15 protein-coding genes and 1 pseudogene are annotated in these 18,036 nt (G+C 70.0%); 1 reads left to right on the top strand and 15 read right to left on the bottom strand.

All coding sequences use genetic code 11. From position 1 onward, the window contains the following. Positions 1 to 177 precede the first annotated feature (177 nt). Positions 178 to 1,217 (bottom strand): annotated as a pseudogene (locus ACK8N7_RS34670) (Rieske 2Fe-2S domain-containing protein). 101 nt (positions 1,218 to 1,318) lie between these two features. On the opposite strand from ACK8N7_RS34670, the gene ACK8N7_RS34665 reads away from it, so the two are divergent. Next, positions 1,319 to 1,696 carry an ArsR/SmtB family transcription factor gene (locus ACK8N7_RS34665; RefSeq protein ID WP_403214274.1) on the top strand — a complete coding sequence of 126 codons (378 nt, stop codon included), beginning with the start codon at positions 1,319 to 1,321 and terminating at the stop codon, positions 1,694 to 1,696. A gap of 96 nt (positions 1,697 to 1,792) precedes the next feature. Here ACK8N7_RS34665 and ACK8N7_RS34660 read toward each other — a convergent pair whose 3' ends face one another. The 14 genes from ACK8N7_RS34660 to ACK8N7_RS34595 form a co-directional block, all read right to left on the bottom strand. Then, a complete protein-coding gene (locus ACK8N7_RS34660) occupies positions 1,793 to 2,701 on the bottom strand; it encodes a GNAT family N-acetyltransferase (protein WP_500445026.1) in 909 nt (302 codons plus the stop codon). Between the two features lie 23 nt (positions 2,702 to 2,724). Further along, a complete protein-coding gene (locus ACK8N7_RS34655) occupies positions 2,725 to 5,064 on the bottom strand; it encodes a heavy metal translocating P-type ATPase (RefSeq protein ID WP_500445024.1) in 2,340 nt (779 codons plus the stop codon). 123 nt (positions 5,065 to 5,187) lie between these two features. After that, positions 5,188 to 5,409, bottom strand: a complete 222-nt coding sequence (locus ACK8N7_RS34650; protein ID WP_403214268.1) for a heavy-metal-associated domain-containing protein — start codon at positions 5,407 to 5,409, stop codon at positions 5,188 to 5,190. Then, positions 5,402 to 6,598: a pyridoxal phosphate-dependent aminotransferase gene (locus ACK8N7_RS34645; protein WP_500445022.1), complete on the bottom strand. Its 1,197-nt coding sequence runs from the start codon at positions 6,596 to 6,598 to the stop codon at positions 5,402 to 5,404. Before ACK8N7_RS34645 ends, ACK8N7_RS34650 begins: the two co-directional genes overlap by 8 nt. Positions 6,599 to 6,601: 3 nt before the next feature. Further along, positions 6,602 to 7,129, bottom strand: a complete 528-nt coding sequence (locus ACK8N7_RS34640; RefSeq protein WP_500445020.1) for a FixH family protein — start codon at positions 7,127 to 7,129, stop codon at positions 6,602 to 6,604. A 33-nt stretch (positions 7,130 to 7,162) separates the two neighbouring features. Next, positions 7,163 to 7,444 carry a hypothetical protein gene (locus ACK8N7_RS34635; protein WP_403214262.1) on the bottom strand — a complete coding sequence of 94 codons (282 nt, stop codon included), beginning with the start codon at positions 7,442 to 7,444 and terminating at the stop codon, positions 7,163 to 7,165. Beyond that, positions 7,437 to 9,356 carry an ABC transporter ATP-binding protein gene (locus ACK8N7_RS34630; protein ID WP_403214260.1) on the bottom strand — a complete coding sequence of 640 codons (1,920 nt, stop codon included), beginning with the start codon at positions 9,354 to 9,356 and terminating at the stop codon, positions 7,437 to 7,439. Before ACK8N7_RS34630 ends, ACK8N7_RS34635 begins: the two co-directional genes overlap by 8 nt. Then, entirely contained in the window at positions 9,353 to 11,044 is a 1,692-nt protein-coding gene (locus tag ACK8N7_RS34625; protein ID WP_500445018.1) for an ABC transporter ATP-binding protein, read from the bottom strand. Before ACK8N7_RS34625 ends, ACK8N7_RS34630 begins: the two co-directional genes overlap by 4 nt. 290 nt (positions 11,045 to 11,334) lie before the next feature. Beyond that, entirely contained in the window at positions 11,335 to 12,582 is a 1,248-nt protein-coding gene (locus ACK8N7_RS34620) for an ATP-grasp domain-containing protein (protein WP_500445016.1), read from the bottom strand. 11 nt (positions 12,583 to 12,593) lie between these two features. After that, on the bottom strand, positions 12,594 to 13,763 hold the full coding sequence (locus tag ACK8N7_RS34615; protein WP_403214254.1) for an ATP-grasp domain-containing protein: 1,170 nt from the start codon (positions 13,761 to 13,763) through the stop codon (positions 12,594 to 12,596). Next, entirely contained in the window at positions 13,763 to 14,890 is a 1,128-nt protein-coding gene (locus ACK8N7_RS34610) for a GNAT family N-acetyltransferase (protein WP_403214252.1), read from the bottom strand. The genes ACK8N7_RS34615 and ACK8N7_RS34610 overlap by 1 nt, the downstream gene beginning before the upstream one ends. 10 nt (positions 14,891 to 14,900) lie before the next feature. Continuing rightward, positions 14,901 to 16,178: an ATP-grasp domain-containing protein gene (locus ACK8N7_RS34605; protein WP_500445013.1), complete on the bottom strand. Its 1,278-nt coding sequence runs from the start codon at positions 16,176 to 16,178 to the stop codon at positions 14,901 to 14,903. Positions 16,179 to 16,234: 56 nt separating this feature from the next. Next, complete coding sequence (locus tag ACK8N7_RS34600; protein WP_073880930.1) at positions 16,235 to 16,588, bottom strand: carboxymuconolactone decarboxylase family protein; 354 nt, start codon at positions 16,586 to 16,588, stop codon at positions 16,235 to 16,237. 38 nt (positions 16,589 to 16,626) lie between these two features. Continuing rightward, positions 16,627 to 17,853 (bottom strand): M28 family metallopeptidase, encoded by a 1,227-nt coding sequence (locus ACK8N7_RS34595; protein WP_500445011.1) that lies wholly within the window; start codon positions 17,851 to 17,853, stop codon positions 16,627 to 16,629. Positions 17,854 to 18,036 lie beyond the last annotated feature (183 nt).

The raw sequence follows: 18,036 nt of genomic DNA, 5'->3' as shown, positions 1-18,036 counted from the left end.
CGAAGTCGGTCTTCCCTGCCGAGGATCTCGCGCAGAACGCCTTCGCGAAGGTGCTGCGCCGCCCGGCGTCCGTCGAGCACCCGATCAGCTGTCTGCGCGCTCGTCCGCCACGGAGTCCGCGTGGGAACGATCATGGGTCCTGCTGCGGAGGCCCGGTTGTGCGGCGAGCGGGCCTCGTCAGGGCACCAGGTCGTCGCACACCCGGCCGTCGCACGCCCGGGTGTTGGCGGTGACGTCGGGGTCGAGAGGTACGCCGTTGGTGCGCAGCACGTCGCGGACGTCCAGGATCAGGGCGAAGACCTCGTGGTTGCGGTCCTCGCCCTGCTCTCGATCATGAGCAGGCCGTACGCGTGGCAGGTGCGTTGCTCGGCGTCCTCGGGTACGTACACAGCCCAGAGACGCAATGCCGGGTGGTCGGCCTTCTCCGGGACCAGGTCCAGAGTCTGGTAGGGGTACTCGGTGCGGACGGTCATGACGTCGCTGGACGCCTGGCCGCCGATACCCTCGGCGGCGAGCAGGCGGGCACTGCGACTGCGCTTGCCCCCGGTGTGGGTGAACAGGTACCGGGCCTCCACCGAACGCGGGCCGCTCTCGTATGCCAGCAGCTGCGGCTGGAGTTTGCCGACCACGCCCCGGGGGAGGAACTGGTGGTTCATGTCGAGCAGGTTCTCGTGCATGAACGAGTAGTGGCGGCGCACCGTCCGGGAGAAGGTCATGGTCCTGTACTTCGACGAGGCGAAGCCGGGTACGTCGGGCAGCGGGGTGACCGCCGCTTTCTCCGGGTCGCCCGGAAAGACGAACACCAGGCCGTACGCCTCGCGCACCGGGTAGGCGCGCACGCCGCGTGGCGGCCGGCCGTCGCCCTTGGACAGGTACGGGATCTGCGAGATGCGGCCGTCGCCGCGGTAGGCCCAGGCGTGATGGCAGCAGCGGAGTGTCTCGCCGCCCACGACTCCCATGCTCAGCGGCACCTGCCGGTGGGCGCACCGGTCCTCCAGCGCATGGACGGCACCGCTCCGGCCGCGGTAGAGCGCGATGCGCTCCCCGGCGAACGCGGTGACGCCCACCCGCCCGCTGCGCACTTTCCGCGAGAGCGCGACCGGGTACCAGAAGTCCGGGTTCGCCCCGACCCGCCGCAGGTCGGGCAGGCCGGAGCGTGGATTCCGGTGCTCCCGGGGCCGACCGCGTGCGACCTTGTCCGAGCGGTTCCCGGTCATACCTCTCCCTCGTACGTGGGAAGCCCCTTCCATCCTGGCCGCTGCCAGAGGCGGAGCGCCTGCCCCTGTCACCCTGATTCGAGATATGTCAATATAGAGCTATGAACAGGATGCGAGCACTGTCCACGACCCCGTTCGCCGACGCACGCGCGGTGGAGTCGTGCTGTCCCCCGCTCTCCGAGCGTCCTCTGAACAGTGACGAAGCCGAGGCAGCCGCTCAGCTGTTCAAGGCGCTCGGCGACCCGATCCGCCTGCGTCTCCTGTCAGCCATCGCGTCGCACGAGGACGGCGAGGCATGCGTCTGCGATATATCCAACGTCGGAGTCTCCCAACCGACGGTCTCCCATCACCTCAGGAGGCTCAGGGAGGCGGGGCTCTTGATCTCCGAGCGGCGGGGCACCTGGATCTACTACCGGGTCGATCCGACAACTCTCGCAGCGATGGGACGCATACTTTCCGCAGCCTCAGCAAAGGCGTGACCCGGCAGCCGTTGGACTCCGGCTCCGGCCGATCGCGAGCCCCCGCCGCCGCTCACCCGGCAGGGGCACCGCACACCGTCGTACGGCATTCCCGACTCACGCGGGTGGGTGGACTTCATGCAGAGTCAGCCCTGCCAGCCCAGCTCCTCGGAAGGGGCGGGGGTCCACTTCCCGCTCACTGAACAGATTGCCCAGCAGCGGCGCCGACACGGCCGCCTCCTCGCCGTCCACATCCGCATAGGAGAGCAGCAGCGCGGGATCGGACAGGGCGGCGAAGCCAACCACTCGGTCGGCCTGATGAGATCCGGTGCCGGGCTCCACCAGCTGGCCGGGAACAGCTGTGAAGCCGAGCCTCGACTTGAAGCTGAACAGCCCCGCGTTGCCCAGGTGCCCGTAAAGGTTGACGTCCCGGCCGAGCGTCGCCCAGCGCCTCCCCCTCAGCCGTGCTTCTCGCATCGTCTCCCAGTAGAGGACCCGGGAGAGACTGCCGCTCCGCTGTCCCGGTGTCACGGCCGAGAAGCGAGCGCGCATCTCCTGACGATCCGGCAGGTCCTGATCCAGGCAGGCCCCCACCAAGGTGCTTCCACTACGGACCGTGACCGCACTATAGGTCTCAGCCTCGTCGAGGATGTCCGCACGCTGGTGGACTGCGACCGCCCACCCGTGTCTCATGCCGGCGACCTGTCGCTCGTACAACTCGATGAACTGGTCGAGCAGTTCGGGGGTCAGCTGCTCGATGCGGATCAGGAGGCCCGCCTCGCCCGCCCGCCTGTAGGCGGAGCGGATGTCGTAGCGGTCCTTCCCGGAAAGGGCGGCGAGGTAGGTGTCTTCCGGCTCCAGTACCTCGGCGCGCCACATGATCACCTGAGGTTTCGGGTGGAATCCCGCCTCCCTCAGCCATGGCCATGCGTGGTGGGGCGGGTCCTGCACCCTGACCACGTCCACCTGGCGCTCGTGGTCACGCCACTCACCGCTTATGGCCTGATCCACGTCGACGAGAGCCACCGGCAGCCCCAGGGAGTGGACGATCACGAGACGCCCGCGAGGTCCCGAGGAGAGGCCGGCGCCTTAGCCGCTCTCGTCCTGGAGCGGCCACCGTCCGTCTGCGATGAGGACGTGAAGCGGCGCAGCCGCAGGCTGTTCGTCACCACGAAGATGCTGGACAGCACCATGGCCGCCGCGGCGATCATCGGGTTGAGGACGCCTGACGCGGCGAGGGGAATGCCGGCCAGGTTGTAGATGAAGGCCCAGAACAGATTGCCCTTGATCGTCCCAAGGGTGCGCCGGGACAGGCGTACGGCGTCGGCGGCGTCCCGCAGGTCGCCGCGGACCAGGGTGATGTCGCTCGCCTCGATGGCCGCGTCGGTTCCCCCTCCGATGGCGATGCCCAGGTCCGCCTGTGCGAGGGCGGCGGCGTCGTTGATGCCGTCGCCCACCATGGCAACGGTGCGGCCTTCCTCCTGGAGGCTGCGGACGACGGCCGCCTTGTCCTGGGGAAGCACCTCGGCGTGGACGTCGGTGATGCCCATGTCGTCGGCGATGCGCCGGGCCGCCCCGGTGGTGTCACCGGTGAGGAGTACGGGCGTCAGCCCGAGCCGTCGCATCTCGTCGATCGCCGGACGACTGGTGGGCTTGGCCTCGTCGGCGACGAAGAGCAGTCCGCGCACCTCATCGTCCCAGCCGACCGCCACCGCCGTCCGGCCGCTGTTCTCCAGATCGTCCAAGCTCTTCAGCAGGCCGTCCGGCATCTCCATGCGCTCGCCGACCCAGCCCGGCCGGCCGACCATCACCTCGCGCTCCCCCACCCGGCCCACCACGCCGAAGCCGGCACTGGCACGGAATCCGTCGACCTTGGGCAGCACGGGTGCCACCTCGGCGGCCGCGGCGGTCACCGCCGTCGCGATGGGGTGTTCGGAAGCCTGCTCCAGCGCGGCCGCGAGTGTAAGCAGTTCACCGCGGTCCGTTCCCTCCGCGTATTCGGTCGCGACGAGCCGCATCCGGCCCGTCGTCACGGTACCGGTCTTGTCCAGGACGACGGTGTCGATGCGCCGGGTCGATTCAAGGATGTGCGGTCCCCGGATGACGATGCCCAGTTGTGCGCCACGCCCGGTACCCACGAGCAGAGCAGTGGGGGTTGCCAGCCCGAGGGAGCAGGGGCAGGCCACCACCAGCACGGCGACCGAGGCGGTGAGCGCGGCGGCCGCGCCTCCGCCGTTTCCGATCCAGAATCCGGCGACCGCCACGGCGATGCCGATGACGACGGGGACGAACACGGCCGCGATCCGGTCGGCGAGCCGCTGAACCGGGGCCTTGCCCGCCTGCGCCTCGGAGACCAGCCGACTGATGTGGGCGAGCTGCGTGTCGGCCCCCACGCGTTCCGCGCGGACCACGAGGCGACCGCTGGTGTTGACGGTGGCTCCGGTGACGGCGTCGCCCTCGGCCACCTCTTGGGGCACGCTCTCGCCGGTCAGCATGGAGACGTCCACGGCCGAGGCACCTTCGACGACGCTTCCGTCGGTGGCGATCTTCTCGCCGGGACGGACCACGAAGAGGTCCCCGACGCGCAGCTCGCCGACGGGGATGCCGACCTCCTGACCGGCCCTGAGGACAGTGACCTCCTTGGCGCCGAGTTCGAGCAGCGCCCGCACCGCACTTCCCGCCCTCCGCTTGGCCCGGTGCTCCGCGTACCGGCCCACCAGGACGAAGAGGGTCAAGGAGGTGGAGACTTCGAGATAGATGTGGTGCGAGCCCTGCCCCGGCGTCGGGACCATGAGGAACGGCATCTGCATGCCGGTCACCCCGGCATAGCCGAAGAAGAGCGCGTACAGCGACCAGCCGAAGGAAGCGAGCACTCCGATGGAGACCAGGGAATCCATGGTCCCGGCAGCCTGACGAAGGTTCTTCCAGGCCGCGGTGTGGAACGGCCATGCACCCCAGACGGCGACGGGAGCCGCGAGCGTGAGGGACAGCCACTGCCAGTGGTCGAACTGCAGGGGCATGACCATGGCCATGGCCATGACCGGCAGCGTGAGGGCGAGGCAAACGAGGATGCGCAGCCGCATGGCGGACAGTTCACGGTCAGCGGCGTCCTCCGCCGATTCGCCGGGTCCCGGCGGCGGGGTCGCGGCCTCGGGCGGCGGAGGCAGCACGGCGCTGTACCCCATCTTGCTGACCGTGTCGATCAGTTCGTCGACGGTGTGACGGTCGTCGAAACTGACGTGGGCGCGCTCCAGGGCGAAGTTGACCTCAGCCGTCACGCCTTCGAGTCGGTTGAGCTTGCGTTCGATGCGGGCCGAGCAGGCCCCGCAGGTCATGCCGCCGATATCGAGCGTGACTACGGCTGGTGCCGTCGTGGCAGTGCCGGCCATGACTGCGGTCTCCTTCGGTAGGGCTGTCGGGTCAGAAAGGTGGCAGGGCTCTGCCGAGCAGCCAGGCCAGGCCGAAACATCCGACGAGGGCGGCGGCGTAGAGCGTGAGCCGGATGGAGGGGTTCACGCCGCCGTTCCCGCGAACTCGTATCCGGTGCGCTCGACGGCCGACCGGACAGCGTCGGAGGTGACGTCGTGCGGGGAGGTGACGGTCACCCGGCCACTCCTGTGGTCGACCGTCACCGTGGTGTCCTCACCGAGGTCGGTCTCGATGGCCGTACGGATTCGCTTGGCGCATCCCCCACAGGTCATCCCGCGGACCTCGAAGATGGTGGCTCTATCCATGGTGTGCTCCCGTTCCTGTGGACTTCAGATAGGTACCGATGCGGTCGAGGGCGCGGACGATGTCCTCGGTGGCGACCCCGTACGACAGCCGGACGTGGTCCGGGGCTGCGAAGTCGTTGCCGGGCATGACCGCGACGCCCGCGTGTTCCAGAAGGTCTCGGGCGACGCTGCCGGCGTCGTCGCCCGGCCGTGCGCAGAGGGCGCTGATGTCGGCGAAGGCGAAGAATCCGCCCTGCGGCGGCGCCGTCAGCCGGATGGGCGGCAGGCTGAGGATCCCGTCGCGCATGATCGTGCGCCGGGTTCCCAGCTCTGCTGCGCGTCGGGCCAGTTCGGTCTCGGTGCCGTCGGTCAGCGCGGCGAGCGCGGCGTACTGCGAGATCGAGCAAGGGGCGGAGCTGGTGTGGCCCTGCACCGCCGTGAGGGCGGCGGCGACGGGCAGGGGTGCCGCCGCGAATCCGATGCGCCATCCCGTCATCGCATACGTCTTGGAGAAGCCGCCGATCGTGACGGTCCGTTCGGCGATCTCCGGGCCGAGCGAGGCGACGCCGGTGAAGGACGCGCCGGCGTGGACGAGGTCTCCGTAGATCTCGTCGGTCACGATGATCAGCCCGTGCTCCACGGCAACCTGTGCAAGGGCCAGGAGTTCGGAGCGCTCGTAGACGACGCCCGTGGGGTTGGACGGGTTGTTGAGCAGCAGGACTCTGGACCGTGGCGTCAGGTGGGCCCGGAGCGCTTCGGGGGTGAGCTTGAAGCCGGTGTCGGCGGTGGGGACCGTCACCGGCAACGCACCTGCGAGAGCGATCATATGGGGGAAGCTGACCCAGTACGGGGCCGGGAGGATCACTTCGTCGCCGGGCTCGCACAGGACGGTGAAGACCTGGGCGAGTGCCTGCTTGGCGCCGTTCGTCGTGACGATCTGCTCCGCGTCGTACGAGCAGTCCCAGTGCTCCGAAAGGCGCCGGGCTATGGCCTCTCTGAGAGGCCGGACACCGGCGACCGGCGTGTACCGGGTGAGGCCTTCGGTAATGGCCCGCCGGGCGCCGTCGGCCGCCTGTTCCGGGGTGGGGAAGTCGAGTTCGCCGCCGGTGAGGTTGATGATGTCGGCGCCGCCGGCGATGCGGGCCTTGATGTCGGCGTCCAGGGCCGCGGTGCTGGACCCGGGCAGCGAGCGCGCGCGGCTGCTCAGCACGGATCAGTCCTTCGCTGTCAGGTTGAAGGCGGTGGTGGACGCTTCACCCGACGCGGGGGTGACGGTGACGGTGATCCGCCAGTCACCCGCCATTCCGAGGACGAGCTTGGCTTCATAGCCGTCGCCCTTGGGCCGTGCCGTCTGGTTGCCGCCCTTCATCTTCATGTTGGGCATTTCGGGGTTGATCTCGACCTTGGCGCCCGGTACCGCCTTTCCGTCGGCGTCCTTCAGCGCGACGCCGGCCGTTCCGGCCGCTCCCCCACCGGTGGGCGGGCAGGGGGCCACGGTGAGCGTGACCTCCAGACCGCCGTCGGACTTGGTCGCCCGGCAGTACTCGTCCAGGTCGCCGGCAGGGGACGATCCGCCGGCCGCGTCCGAGGTGCCGGTGCAGCCGGTCAGGACCGCGGCGACCAGGAACACGGCCGCGGTGGCAGCCCGGCGCGCAGCCCCCCGGGTGGTGCGGGGCCCGGCCGGGTACGCCGCGGTGGTGGCCTCTCCGTCAGGCTGGTGGGGGGCCGTGCGCCAGGTCATGTGTCCTCCTCGGGACGTTCGGTACGGTGGTGATCAGCCGCAGCAGGACGACTTCTTGGGGGCCGCGGCACCCTCGGGCTCCGTTGTGGCGGCGGGCTTGGGGCCGCAGCAGGAAGACGCCTTCTTCGGTGCGGCGGACGAGTCGGCAGCCGGCTTGGGGCCGCAGCAGGAGGACGCCTTCTTCGGCTCGGCCGGGGCCTCGGCAGCCGGCTTCGGCCCGCAGCACGAGGACGCCTTCTTGGGCTCCTCGGCGGTCGCGGTCGGGGTCTGCTGGGTGGCGTTCCAGAACATGTTGCCGAGGTTGGTGTCAGACATGGGCGTTGTCCCTTCCGGGGGTGTTCTTGTGGGTGCGGCCCTCCTGGGCGTCGCACAGTTCGGTGAGCCGCCCGCCTGCGGTGAACAGCTCCACGGGCAGGCCGGATTCGACGATCCGTCCGTCCTCGATGACGAATACCTGGTCGAGGTCCTCCACCAGGGGGAGCCAGTGCGCGACGACGACGGCCGTGCGGCCCTCCAGGAGGCGGCGTATCGCCGAGAGGACGAGCCGCTGACGTTCCGGATCGACGCTGGAGACCGCCTCGTCCAGAACGATGACGCGGGGGTCCGCGAGCATCGCCCGGGCCAGAGCGATCAGCTGCCGCTCACCGACGGAGAGGCGGGAGCCCCGCTCGCCGACGCGCGTCTCGTAACCGTTGCGCAGGCCCATGATGGCCTCGTGCGCCCCGAGGGTCTTCGCGGCGTCGATCACCTGTTCCTCCGTGGCGCCGGGCCTCCCGAAGAGGATGTTCTCGGTGACGGTGCCGTCGAAGAGCTGTGCCTCCTGAGTGACGAGGAGCACCTGCGAGCGGACGGACGCGCTGCTCATGCCCGTCAGGTCGTGCCCGTCGATGCTGACCGTGCCGCCGGTCGGTGTGTACAGCCGGACCAGCAGCTGCATCAGCGTGCTCTTGCCGGCGCCGCTCGTCCCGACGATGCCGATGTGCTGCCCGGGCTCCGCCCGCAGCGTGATGCCGTGGAGAACGTCGGGACCGTCGCCGTAGGCGAAGGTGACGTCCTCGAAGGCGACGGTGCCTTCGACGGGCGGCAGGGTACCGGCGCCGCTCCGCTCCTCCTCCAGGTCGAGGACGTCCAGGATCCGGCGTGCCGAGGTGGCGATGTCGGACGACTGTCCGAGCTGGTGGGCGAGGTCACGTACGGGGTTGAGCATGCGCTTGACGAAGAGGGCGAAGGCGGCGAGCGTGCCGGCTGCCAGCGCCGTGCCGGACGCCATGCCCATGGACGCCATCATCGTGTCCGTGCCCATCAGCATCCAGGTCATGGGCATCATGCCGGCGGCCATGTCGAAGAAGAAGCCCGAGCCGAGCTGGTGCCCGTTGATGATCTGCAGGCCGCCGAAGAAGATCAGCAGGCCCAGGGCGAGGAAGACGCTGAACCCCAGGTGGGAGGTGAGCCACAGGCGTTTGCGCGAGAGCCGGTTGTGAACCGTGCTGTACTCCTCGGACCGCGCTCGCAGGTCGGCGAGTACGGCCTCTTCCTGGCCGAAGGAACGGATGTCGGCCAGGCCCTCGATGCGCTGGTCGAGGTAACCCACCATCTGGTCCCAGCCCTCGCGCTGCTTCCGGGTGTCCGGACGCAGTCGCTTGGTCCACACCACCGCGATCCACACCATCAGGGGGATGGTGACCAGGGTGGGCAGCGCCACGAGGGGGCTGAGGGCAAGGAGGAAGACGGCGAACGCGAGGAACCAGATGACGCTGTTGGCCACTTCCATCAGGGACTTGGTGAGGAAGCCGCGGAACCGGTTCGCCTCGAAGAGCACGCGGGTGACCCATTCGCCGCTTGCCTGGGAGACGTGCCGGGACAGCTGCACGTTGTGCAGGCGGACGACCAGGTCGTTGCGGATGGTGACGGACAGGCTCTCGTTGATCCGGATCATCGCCGAGTTGTAGATGATCCGGATGATGTTCTCCACCACGGTCAGCACGACGAGGTTGATGGCGGTGGACCGTACGGCGCTCATGTCACCGATGACGATCTGTCCGATACCGGCCATCACTGTGTACATGACGGCGATGGTGGCGATGGAGTTCAGGATGGCCATCAGCGTGGCGACGCTGAGCCAGAACCAGTGGGGCCGCAGGTAGGGCAGGAATCTGCGGGCCGCCTTCAGCAGGGCCTGCCGGGCTTCCTTGCCCTCCAGAGGGACCTCGTTCGAGGTGACGGTCATGAAACCTTTCCTCCCTCAGGGGCGGTCGCCCCGGCGAGCGACGCCACGGCCTGCGCCGGGACCTCCGGGAGGGCGAGGCTGACGGTGCGGTCGACGTACCGGGTGACCGCGGGCTGCTGGGAGGCGATGATCAGGGTACGGCCGTTGCGCACCTTGAGGATGGTCTGCAGCAGTGCGGCCTCGGTCTCCGCGTCCAGGTTCGCCGTCGGATTGTCGAGCAGCAGGATGTCGGGGTTGACCAGCAGCGCCCGGGCGAGGCCTATGCGCTGACGCTCCCCCGCCGACAGGTCCAGGGTGCTGGCGCCGAAGCGTCGGTCCAGCGGGATGTGCGAGAGGCCGGCAGCGGTGACCGCCTGCGCGACCTGCTCGTCCGTGGCCTCGGGCCGGACGAAGTGGACGTTCTCGGCGAGGGTGCCCTCGAAGACCCACTGCCGCTGCGGCAGGCACACGATGTGCCGGCGCAGGCTTTCGGGAGCGTACGCGCGGGCGTCGACGCCGTCGTACGTGACGGTGCCGCCGTCCGGGTCGCGCAGCCGGGCCAGGACGTGGAGGAGCGTGGACTTGCCGCTTCCGGTCGGGCCGGTCAGGGCGATGACGGCGCCCGGCTCCACGTGGAGGTCGACGTTGCCCAGGATGCGGCGGCCGGCGATGTCGACGTCGATGGCCCGGATGTCGACGGTGCCGATGGCCGGGACGTCGGTGCGGCCGTCGTGACCGGCGATGACGGAGGGGGCGTCCATGACGCGCAGGAGGCGCTGAGCGGTCACGACGCTCCGGAAGGCCCCGTTGGTGTGCATGGCGAGCATGTGGATGCTCATCTGGAACATCATCACCAGGGCCACGACCGCGACGAGATCGCCGACCGTGCTGGTGCCGTTGAGCACTCCCTGCCCGCCGACCCACAGGGCGATCGGGGTGGGCAGACCGCCGATGACGTTGAGAATCGCCTCCCACCGGCTGTACGTACGCTTCATCTGGCCATCACGCGCCGCGTGCGCCTGGTTGACCTTGTCCAGGCGGCCCGAGGCGTCCGACTCGCGGCCGTAGGACTTGACGACGTTGATGTTGGCGAGGGATTCGCCCACACCGCTCAGGAGCTTGGTGAACTGGCTCTTGAGCTCGGTGAACGCCTTCTGGAGGCGGAGCTGGACGGTGAAGTTCCCGATGATGACGAAGACCATCGGGATGACGGCCAGCAGCGTGGTGCGCGCGTCGATGACGATGGCCGTGACCAGCATGGTGAGCGTGACGAGCACCTGGTTGAGCAGTTCCAGCAGACCACCGTTGGTGAGACCGCGGACGGAGACGGCGTCGGATATCAGGCGGGTGAGCGCGCGGCCGCCGGACGCCTCGGCGATGTCGGCGGGGCCGAGATGGATGAGCTTGCGGAAGAGATCCTCCCGCAGGTCGTTCACGGCCTTGCTGGCCACGGAGAACCTGATGCGCTTGCCGAAGTGCAGCAGGGCGGTGGTCGCCGCACCGGCGAGCAGGACGCCCAGGGAGGTGTAGAGCAGGGTCTCTGTCGCTCCGCCGAGTACCCCGACGTCGATGGCGTACCGCGTCAGGAGTGGCACGGCGATGTTGCCGAGGAGACCGAGGAACATGACCACGGTGGCGATGGTCATCTCGCGGCGGTAGCGCAGCGGGTAGCCATAGATGAAGCGCAGCGCGCGTAGCGAGTCGTTCAACGTCGAGCCCCCTCTTGGTAGTTGGATTGGGCGGTCGGTCCGAGCGGGCCGCACCCGGAGGAGTGCGGCCCGCCGTCATGCCGCTGGACTAGTCGCAGCAGGCGCAGGCGCAGCCGCACTCGGTGCCGTCTTCCGCGACGTCCTCGTTGCCGCTGGTCTCACAGCAGCCGGAACCGATCATGTCGTCGGCCATGGCATCTCCCTTCTCATTCTCGCTGATTCGATACTTTCAAAAGTATCGAATCACGGAGCCTCGGGAGCGTCAAGTGGTCTGACTGTGATGGGAGTTGTCAGCAGCAGCTGGTGTGCGCCCGGTCCACGGAGCCTTCGTTGACCTGCTCGTCCGCGAGCCGGACGGCCAGCTGTGCCGTGACCCGTGCGAGGTCCCGCTCCAGTTGCCCGGGATTCTCGCCGGCCAGCACGATACGGCCGAAGGCTCCGCCGCGCGGGTGGCCGACCGGCAGCACGGACTCGCCCGGTGCGACGTCGAACTCGACGAAGGGCGGATGCGGGGACTCGAGTCCGTCGAGGGAGCCGATGGCAGAGGCGTCGTAGTCGATGCGCCCCGCCTCCTCGAAGACGATGCTCCGGTACAGGCCGCAGGCGGCGTCGGCGGCCCGGGGCTCGCCGTGCCGGCCGAGAGCGGCTTCGGCAGCGACGAGACTCGGCTCCCAGCCGGTGGTGGATCTGATCATCTCGACGGCCTGGCCGCCGGGGACACGGGGGTTGATCTCGCCCGCCCGCCAGCCGTCGGCCGTGAGGGTGAACTGCAGCGCCGCGACCCAGTCCTCCAGGCCGACCGCGGTCAGAGCGAGGTCCGCCAGCCGGTCGAGCTCCCGTCTGTTCTCCTCGTCGAGCCTGGCGGGGAAGTAGCCGCCGACCTTGACGAAGGTCGGCGGCGGCCCCACCTCGCCCTCGACCACCCACAGGACCCGGGTCACTCCGGCCGTACGGGCGGCGAAGACACCGAACTCCGGCCCCTGTACGTACTCCTCGACCAGAGCACTGTCCCGGCCGCCCGCCAGGATGCCGGCGATGGCCCGCTCGGCCTCGGCGCGGGTGCCGCAGTACGCCAGCCCGGCCGCGCTGGACGCGTCGCGCGGCTTGACCACGACGGGCAGGCCGAGCCCTTCGGCGGCCTCGCCGCCCTCCTGCGCTCCGCCCACGACCCGGGTGCGCGGCACCGGAACTCCGGCCCCTTCGAGGAGGCGGTGGGTGGCCGCCTTGTCGATGCAGTTCCGGGCCGCCTGCTCGGTGATGCCGTGGTCGAGCTTGAGCTCCTCCCGCAACCGGCCGGCCAGCGGAACCAGGCGCTCGACCCCGGTGACGACGGCGTGGATCGGCTGCTGGGCGTGGACCGCCGCCACCTGGCGGGAGACCAAGGCCCAGTCGCCGAAGTCGACCTCCAAGGGGTAGTCGGCGAGCATGACCTGTTCGAGCGTCATGTTCTCCTCCGCGAACACGACGTCGTAGTCGCTCTCTTCCTGGAGCTGCTGAACGGTACGCCGACCGCCGAGCACGAGAATGCGCGTGGACAAGGGTCCATCACCTACTGGATGTCTGGCTCGACGCGGAGTCGGAGCGAGTGGAAGAGGGAGTGGTACGTGGACTCCAGCTCCGCCGGGTCGTCGCCGTACACCACGATGCGGCCGCAGCTGCCGCCTTCGGGGTCGTCGACACCGCGGACGCTGTCGCCGGGTTCGACGTCGAGCCAGACGCCGGGGGAATCGAGGCCCCGGACGTCGTAGCCGATTCGGCCCGGGCGGTCGAAGCCGACACATCGGTACAGCACGTGGCTCGCCGTGGGCGGCCTGCGCGTGACGGGCCGTCCCAGCGCGATCTCCGCGGCCGCGCGCGTGAGATCGATCCCGCTGACCCGTTCGGTGGCGGCGCACAGCTGGCCGCCGGGCGGCCGGGCGGCGGCGTCGACGAGGACGGGCCCGTCATCCGTCAGCCTGACCTGGACGTGGGAAACACCGTGGTCGAAGTTGAGTGCGCTCAGGGCCCGGATGCAGAACGCCTTCAGTTCCGACTCCTGGACCGGGTCGAGACCGCCGGGGTAGTCGTAACCGGTCTCCGCCCGCCCCGGGCCCGGACCCGTGTGCTGGGCCAGCACGCTCACGATCTCGGTGGCCCCGTCGACGGTGAAGCTCTGCACGGCGTACTCAGGCCCGTCGGTGAACTTCTCGACGACGAGTGCGGTGGGACCGAGAAGCTCCGATGCCCGCTTCACGTCGTTCAGATCACGGCAGAGCAGTCGCCCCCGGCCGACCGACTTCCGCACCACGACAGGCAGTCCCAGCCTCCGGGCCGACGCCCGGGCGTCGGCCGGATCGGCGACCGGCAGGGAGTCGGGCGTCCGTACGCCGCCGGCGGCCAGCATCATCCGAAGGCGCGCCTTGTCGTGGCAGGCCAGGGCGGCTGAGAGGTCGAGCCCGCGTACCCCGATCCGAGCGGCCAGGTAGGCGGCCAGCGGCACATGCGCGTCGTACACGCTGAACACCGCTTCGAGCGGCCGGCCGGCGTGGTTGCGGCTCAGCGCGCTCTCCACCGCCCCCCAGTCGCTCAGGTCGATGTCGAGGGGCACGTCGACCCGGCAGGCCAGCTCCAGCGGCGTGGGATCGTCGAGCAGAACGGTGTGTACGTCGAGGGCATCGAGAACGTCCACGACTCGGCGCCCGGAGAGGCAGGCCACACCGGGACGGACGTCGGCGGTCATCAGCAGCACCGCCTGGCCATGTCGAGTTGATCCTCGGGGCCCTGGCAACGCTGTTCCAGGCGCAGGCAGGACGCGTGCAGAGCGGCCTGCCCATCGCGGTCGGCCGCGTTCAGCGCCAGGTGGAGCGGTACGGGGTGGGCCCCGAGCTTGCGCTTCTCCATCCCGTTGGAGCGGCCGAGGTCGACCGTGGCGACGTCCGTGGCGACGGCGCTCTCGACGATGCGGCCGGCCATCGCCCGGTACGGGACGAAGGAGGGCAGGCGCGCGGTGTCCAGACCGGCCAGCCACATCGACCAGACCGGGCCGAACTGCCAGCCGGCGAAGACGCCGACGGTGTGTCCGGCGCCGTCGACGGCCGTGATGGACCGCTCGAACGGCGCCAGCCTGGTCCGCATGGCCCGGAGGAACGCGGCGGGCAGGACGTCGGTGGGGGTGTCACGGTCCTGGAGAAGGGAGTGGATCAGACGGATCATCGTGTCGGTGTCCGCGGGCTGGTCACGTACGGTGTGGTCGCGCGCTGCGAGCCTGCGTTCGCCGGCAAGCTTTCGGCGGCGGCGCCCGTCGACGAAGGTCCAGTACTTCTCGACCGTCTCGACGTCGGTGGCACAGCGGTAGGAAGTGGTGATGTGGGCTGTGGCGAACCCTTGCCGCATCAGCCGTCCGCTGAGCCGGTCCGCCGATGCGTTGGCCACACCCCAGACCCGGGCTCCGGCGGCACGCGCCGCCTCCCCCAGGGCGTGCAGCAGCGCGTCCACGGCACCCTCGTGTCCGGGCGCGGCCAACGGGCCGCCGTCCAGGGCGGCGAGGCTGTGTGCCAGGAGTACCGGACCCGTCGGTGCGAAGTCACCCAGCTCGACGAGGTAGGAGAGGCGCGGGCAGTCGTGCACCAGGTAGGCGGGGCAGATCCCGACGAGTTCGTCGCCCCGGTAGGCGGCGAGGTGGCGGGGCTCGAACTCTCCGGGCGGAGCGTCCTCGAAGGCGGCGAGCCACTGCCAGGTGTGGAAGACGCTTCCGGCTGCCAGGCCGACGACCCGGTTCCACGCGTCGGCGTCGGCGTCGTGGATCGTGGACAGGGTCTCGATCCGGTGCTGTCCGGTCATGTTGCCGACCGCGTCGGTGAGGGTCATCGGACGCACCTCAGCAGCACGACTTGAATTCACGGCTGTCCGACGCGGCCGGATCGAGGCCGTCGCCGAACACCACCTGGAGGTCCAGGGCCCGGCGGACTCCCTGCTCCGCCCGGTCGAGTTCCTCTGCGCTCCCGCCGTACACGACGATGCGACCGTAGACACCGCCCCGAGGGTCTTCCTTGGGCCGTACGGTCTCGCCGGGTGCGATCTCCAGCTCGACGATGGGTCTGGCGGGGCCTTCGCCTTCCGGCACGAACTCGTCGTAGAGGACCGTTCCCGGCTCGTCGAAGACGATGCTCGTGTAGCGGGCGAACGCCACGGCCGGGCCGGGCCGGGCCTGCTCCAGGCCCAGTGCCTGGCGGGTGACGGCCTCCACCATGTCGATGCCGCTGACGGCGGTGGTCATCTCCACCAGACGTCCGCCGGGTCTGCGGGCGTTGACCTCGATGACGCGGAACCCTTCGGCGCCGAGCCGGACCTGCGTATGGCTGATCCAGTCCCGCAGACCGAGCGCGTCGAGCGTGTCCTGGAGGAGCTGTTCCAGCTCCTCGTGGCGGGTCGCCGAGAGACCGCACGGGTGCTCGTAGCCCAGCTCCACGAAGACGGGAGGCGGGGTCGTACGCTGTCGGAAGACGCTGAGGACCTGAGTGGTTCCGCCGCGGGTGAGGGTCTGCACGGCGAACTCGGGGCCGTCGACGTACTCCTCGATCAGCGCCCCCGGCAGGCCGTCGGGGAGGAAAGCGCCCAGCGCGCCGAAGGCCTCCCGCACCTCGGCTTCCCCGGGGCAGCACCGGACACCGAAGGCGCCGGCGCCGTCGCGGGGTTTGACCACCACGGGGTAGCCGATCCGCGAGGCCGCCGCCACCGCTTCGTTCTCGCTCGTGGCGAGCGAGAAGCGTGGTACGGGCAGGCCGGCCGCTTCGAGCACGGTGCGCGTGCGCCACTTGTCCCTGCAGTTGGCCGCCGCCTCTGCGTCCAGCCCCGGCGAGCCGGGGGACAACAGGCTGCTCAGGTGCGCCATCAGGGGCAGACGCGGTTCGGTGTGCGTCAGTACCGCTGCGGGCCGCTCGCCCCCGAGCTCGTCGCCGATCGCGTCCGCCACAGCGTCCCAGTCGTTCAGGTCGATGTCGACGTGGGCGTCGACCCAGGGCATGCAGTGCCACGGAATCCGTTCGTCCAGGAGCACGACCCGGTATCCGAGCTCTCTGACGATGCTGAACTCGCGCTCGCTGCGGCCACCGAGCATCACGACGGAGCCGGTCGCGGGGGTGGATGGTTCAGCCACTGCCGATGTCCTTAGTCGAGGTGGGGTGGGCTGGGGGCGTGGGCGGCCGGCCTCGTTCAGCAGCAGGTGTTGGCCTTCTTCGCGGCAGCCGCGACCGCCTGTACGGCCGGGCGCTGGAGTTCGTCCAGCTTCATCGCTTCGACGATGCCGGCGATCTGGCCTATCTCCTCGTTCTTGAGGCCGAGCTTCTTGGCGGCGGCGAGGAAGGAGCGAACCGTTTCCTCACGGTCCTGCATCAGGGCCGCGCAGAGGGCGACGGCGGCACGCGTCCTGGGTTCGAGGGCGTCGTGGTCGAAGACGGCGCCGAAGAACTCCTGGTAGCTCTTGGAGAAGGCGGCGTGGTGCTCGCCGACGCTCGGGGCGAGCTGGATGAGCTGGGTCGAGACGGACTGCTGGGGCGTGGTCGCCATGAAAGGGCTCCTCAGGATGGAGGGGGACGGTCGGTGGATCAGCCGTGGGCGGCGAGATGACGGATCGTGGCCAGCGTGAGCTGTCCCGCCTTGCGCAGGGCGTCGGCGTCGATCCGTTCCGGGCTGTCAAGGGGTGAGTGGTAGTGCGCCGCGCCCAGTCCGACGCCTGCCGAAGGGAAGCCCGAGGCCGCGTAACGCCGGTTGTCGGATGCGACGGGCGCGGCGTGGAGGGGGATGCCCAGTTGCCGGCCGGACGCATCGAGCGCTGCGATGAGGTCGCTGGGCGGCGGGTCGGCCGGCCCCAGTTCCACGGCTACCTTGCCGTTGAATTTGCCGGCCATGTCGATGTTGAGGACGTCGGGCCGCACCTTCCGCTCGCTCAGCTGCCGGGCGTGATGTCCCGACCCCAGGGTGCCCATCTCCTCGGCGTCCAGGAGGGCGAAGATCATAGGGCGGCTCAGTGGTTCGGCCCGGCTCAGAACGCGGGCCGTCTCGCAGAGTACGGCGGCACCGCTGGCATTGTCCCCGGCGCACGGGAAGTGCAGTTCGGGGTCGGATCCGACCCCGTCGTAGTGCGCCGACAGGAGGATCGGGCGGGCGTGCGGAGCGCGGCCCGGCAGTGTCGCGATGATGTTGGCTCCGACGGCGGGCACCCGTTCCAGCGGTACGTGAGCGGTGACGGCCTCGTCGGTGACGGCGTCGAGCAGCTCCGGCAGGAGTGCGACGACCGGCAGTTGTACGGGCGGTGGGCCCTGGACCCGTTTGGTGAGGTACCCGGATGCGTCGGCGTGCTGAGCCACCAGGATCCCCACCACCCCGCGTGCCGTCAGTTCATCGGCGAGTTCCGCGAAGTCAGGTCCCTGCGACGGGCCGCGCACGATGGCCCACCGGCCGGGCCCGGCCTCCGCCGAGGCAACGCCGGAGACCGGGGCCGGCATCGGGGCGGAACGGGGGTGCTCGGCGAATTCGGCGCGGTGGACGAGATCGCGGACGCGGTTGGGCCCGTCCACACGGCAGTACGGCGGTGCCGACAGACGCAGCACCCCGCTGATGGCGAAGTGCTCCAGGACGGGCGAGAGACCGCTGCCGGTCAGCTCCGACACCAGGAAACGGGTCGCGCGGTCATGTCCGGCACTGCCCGGTGCGCGCCCGGCCATGTCCGGGACGCACAGGGAGCGGAGCGTGGCGAGGGCGCGCTCGGTGTCGAAGGAGTCCGTCGGCTCGCGCGCCGCGGTGGGCCCCTGGTCGTGTGCCGTCTCGGTCATGGGGGAGGGTGTCTTCCTCAACCTGCTGCCGTGGGGTCACCACAGCAGCTTCGGGGGGTTCGGGCGGCGGGTTCGCCGCAGCAGCTGCTGCGCTCGGCCTTCGGCGCGCTCACGGGCTCACCGCAGCAACCGCCGCCCTGGCCTCCGGGAACCGCGCCCGTGGCATCGGCGGGCTCGCCGCAG

Source organism: Streptomyces griseobrunneus (genome assembly GCF_046713465.1).
GTDB lineage: Bacteria > Actinomycetota > Actinomycetes > Streptomycetales > Streptomycetaceae > Streptomyces > Streptomyces microflavus.
Note: the sequence above shows the minus strand (reverse complement) of the source record. Positions and strands in the feature narration are given on the sequence as shown.

What these genes read in the sequence shown, in the direction of transcription:
- ACK8N7_RS34665 (WP_403214274.1), top strand. Translation starts at nt 1,319, where the DNA reads ATGAACAGGATGCGAGCACTGTCCACGACCCCGTTCGCCGACGCACGC.
- ACK8N7_RS34655 (WP_500445024.1), bottom strand. Translation starts at nt 5,064, where the DNA reads ATGGCCGGCACTGCCACGACGGCACCAGCCGTAGTCACGCTCGATATC.
- ACK8N7_RS34650 (WP_403214268.1), bottom strand. Translation starts at nt 5,409, where the DNA reads ATGGATAGAGCCACCATCTTCGAGGTCCGCGGGATGACCTGTGGGGGA.
- ACK8N7_RS34640 (WP_500445020.1), bottom strand. Translation starts at nt 7,129, where the DNA reads ATGACCTGGCGCACGGCCCCCCACCAGCCTGACGGAGAGGCCACCACC.
- ACK8N7_RS34635 (WP_403214262.1), bottom strand. Translation starts at nt 7,444, where the DNA reads ATGTCTGACACCAACCTCGGCAACATGTTCTGGAACGCCACCCAGCAG.
- ACK8N7_RS34630 (WP_403214260.1), bottom strand. Translation starts at nt 9,356, where the DNA reads ATGACCGTCACCTCGAACGAGGTCCCTCTGGAGGGCAAGGAAGCCCGG.
- ACK8N7_RS34615 (WP_403214254.1), bottom strand. Translation starts at nt 13,763, where the DNA reads ATGACCGCCGACGTCCGTCCCGGTGTGGCCTGCCTCTCCGGGCGCCGA.
- ACK8N7_RS34610 (WP_403214252.1), bottom strand. Translation starts at nt 14,890, where the DNA reads ATGACCCTCACCGACGCGGTCGGCAACATGACCGGACAGCACCGGATC.
- ACK8N7_RS34600 (WP_073880930.1), bottom strand. Translation starts at nt 16,588, where the DNA reads ATGGCGACCACGCCCCAGCAGTCCGTCTCGACCCAGCTCATCCAGCTC.
- ACK8N7_RS34595 (WP_500445011.1), bottom strand. Translation starts at nt 17,853, where the DNA reads ATGACCGAGACGGCACACGACCAGGGGCCCACCGCGGCGCGCGAGCCG.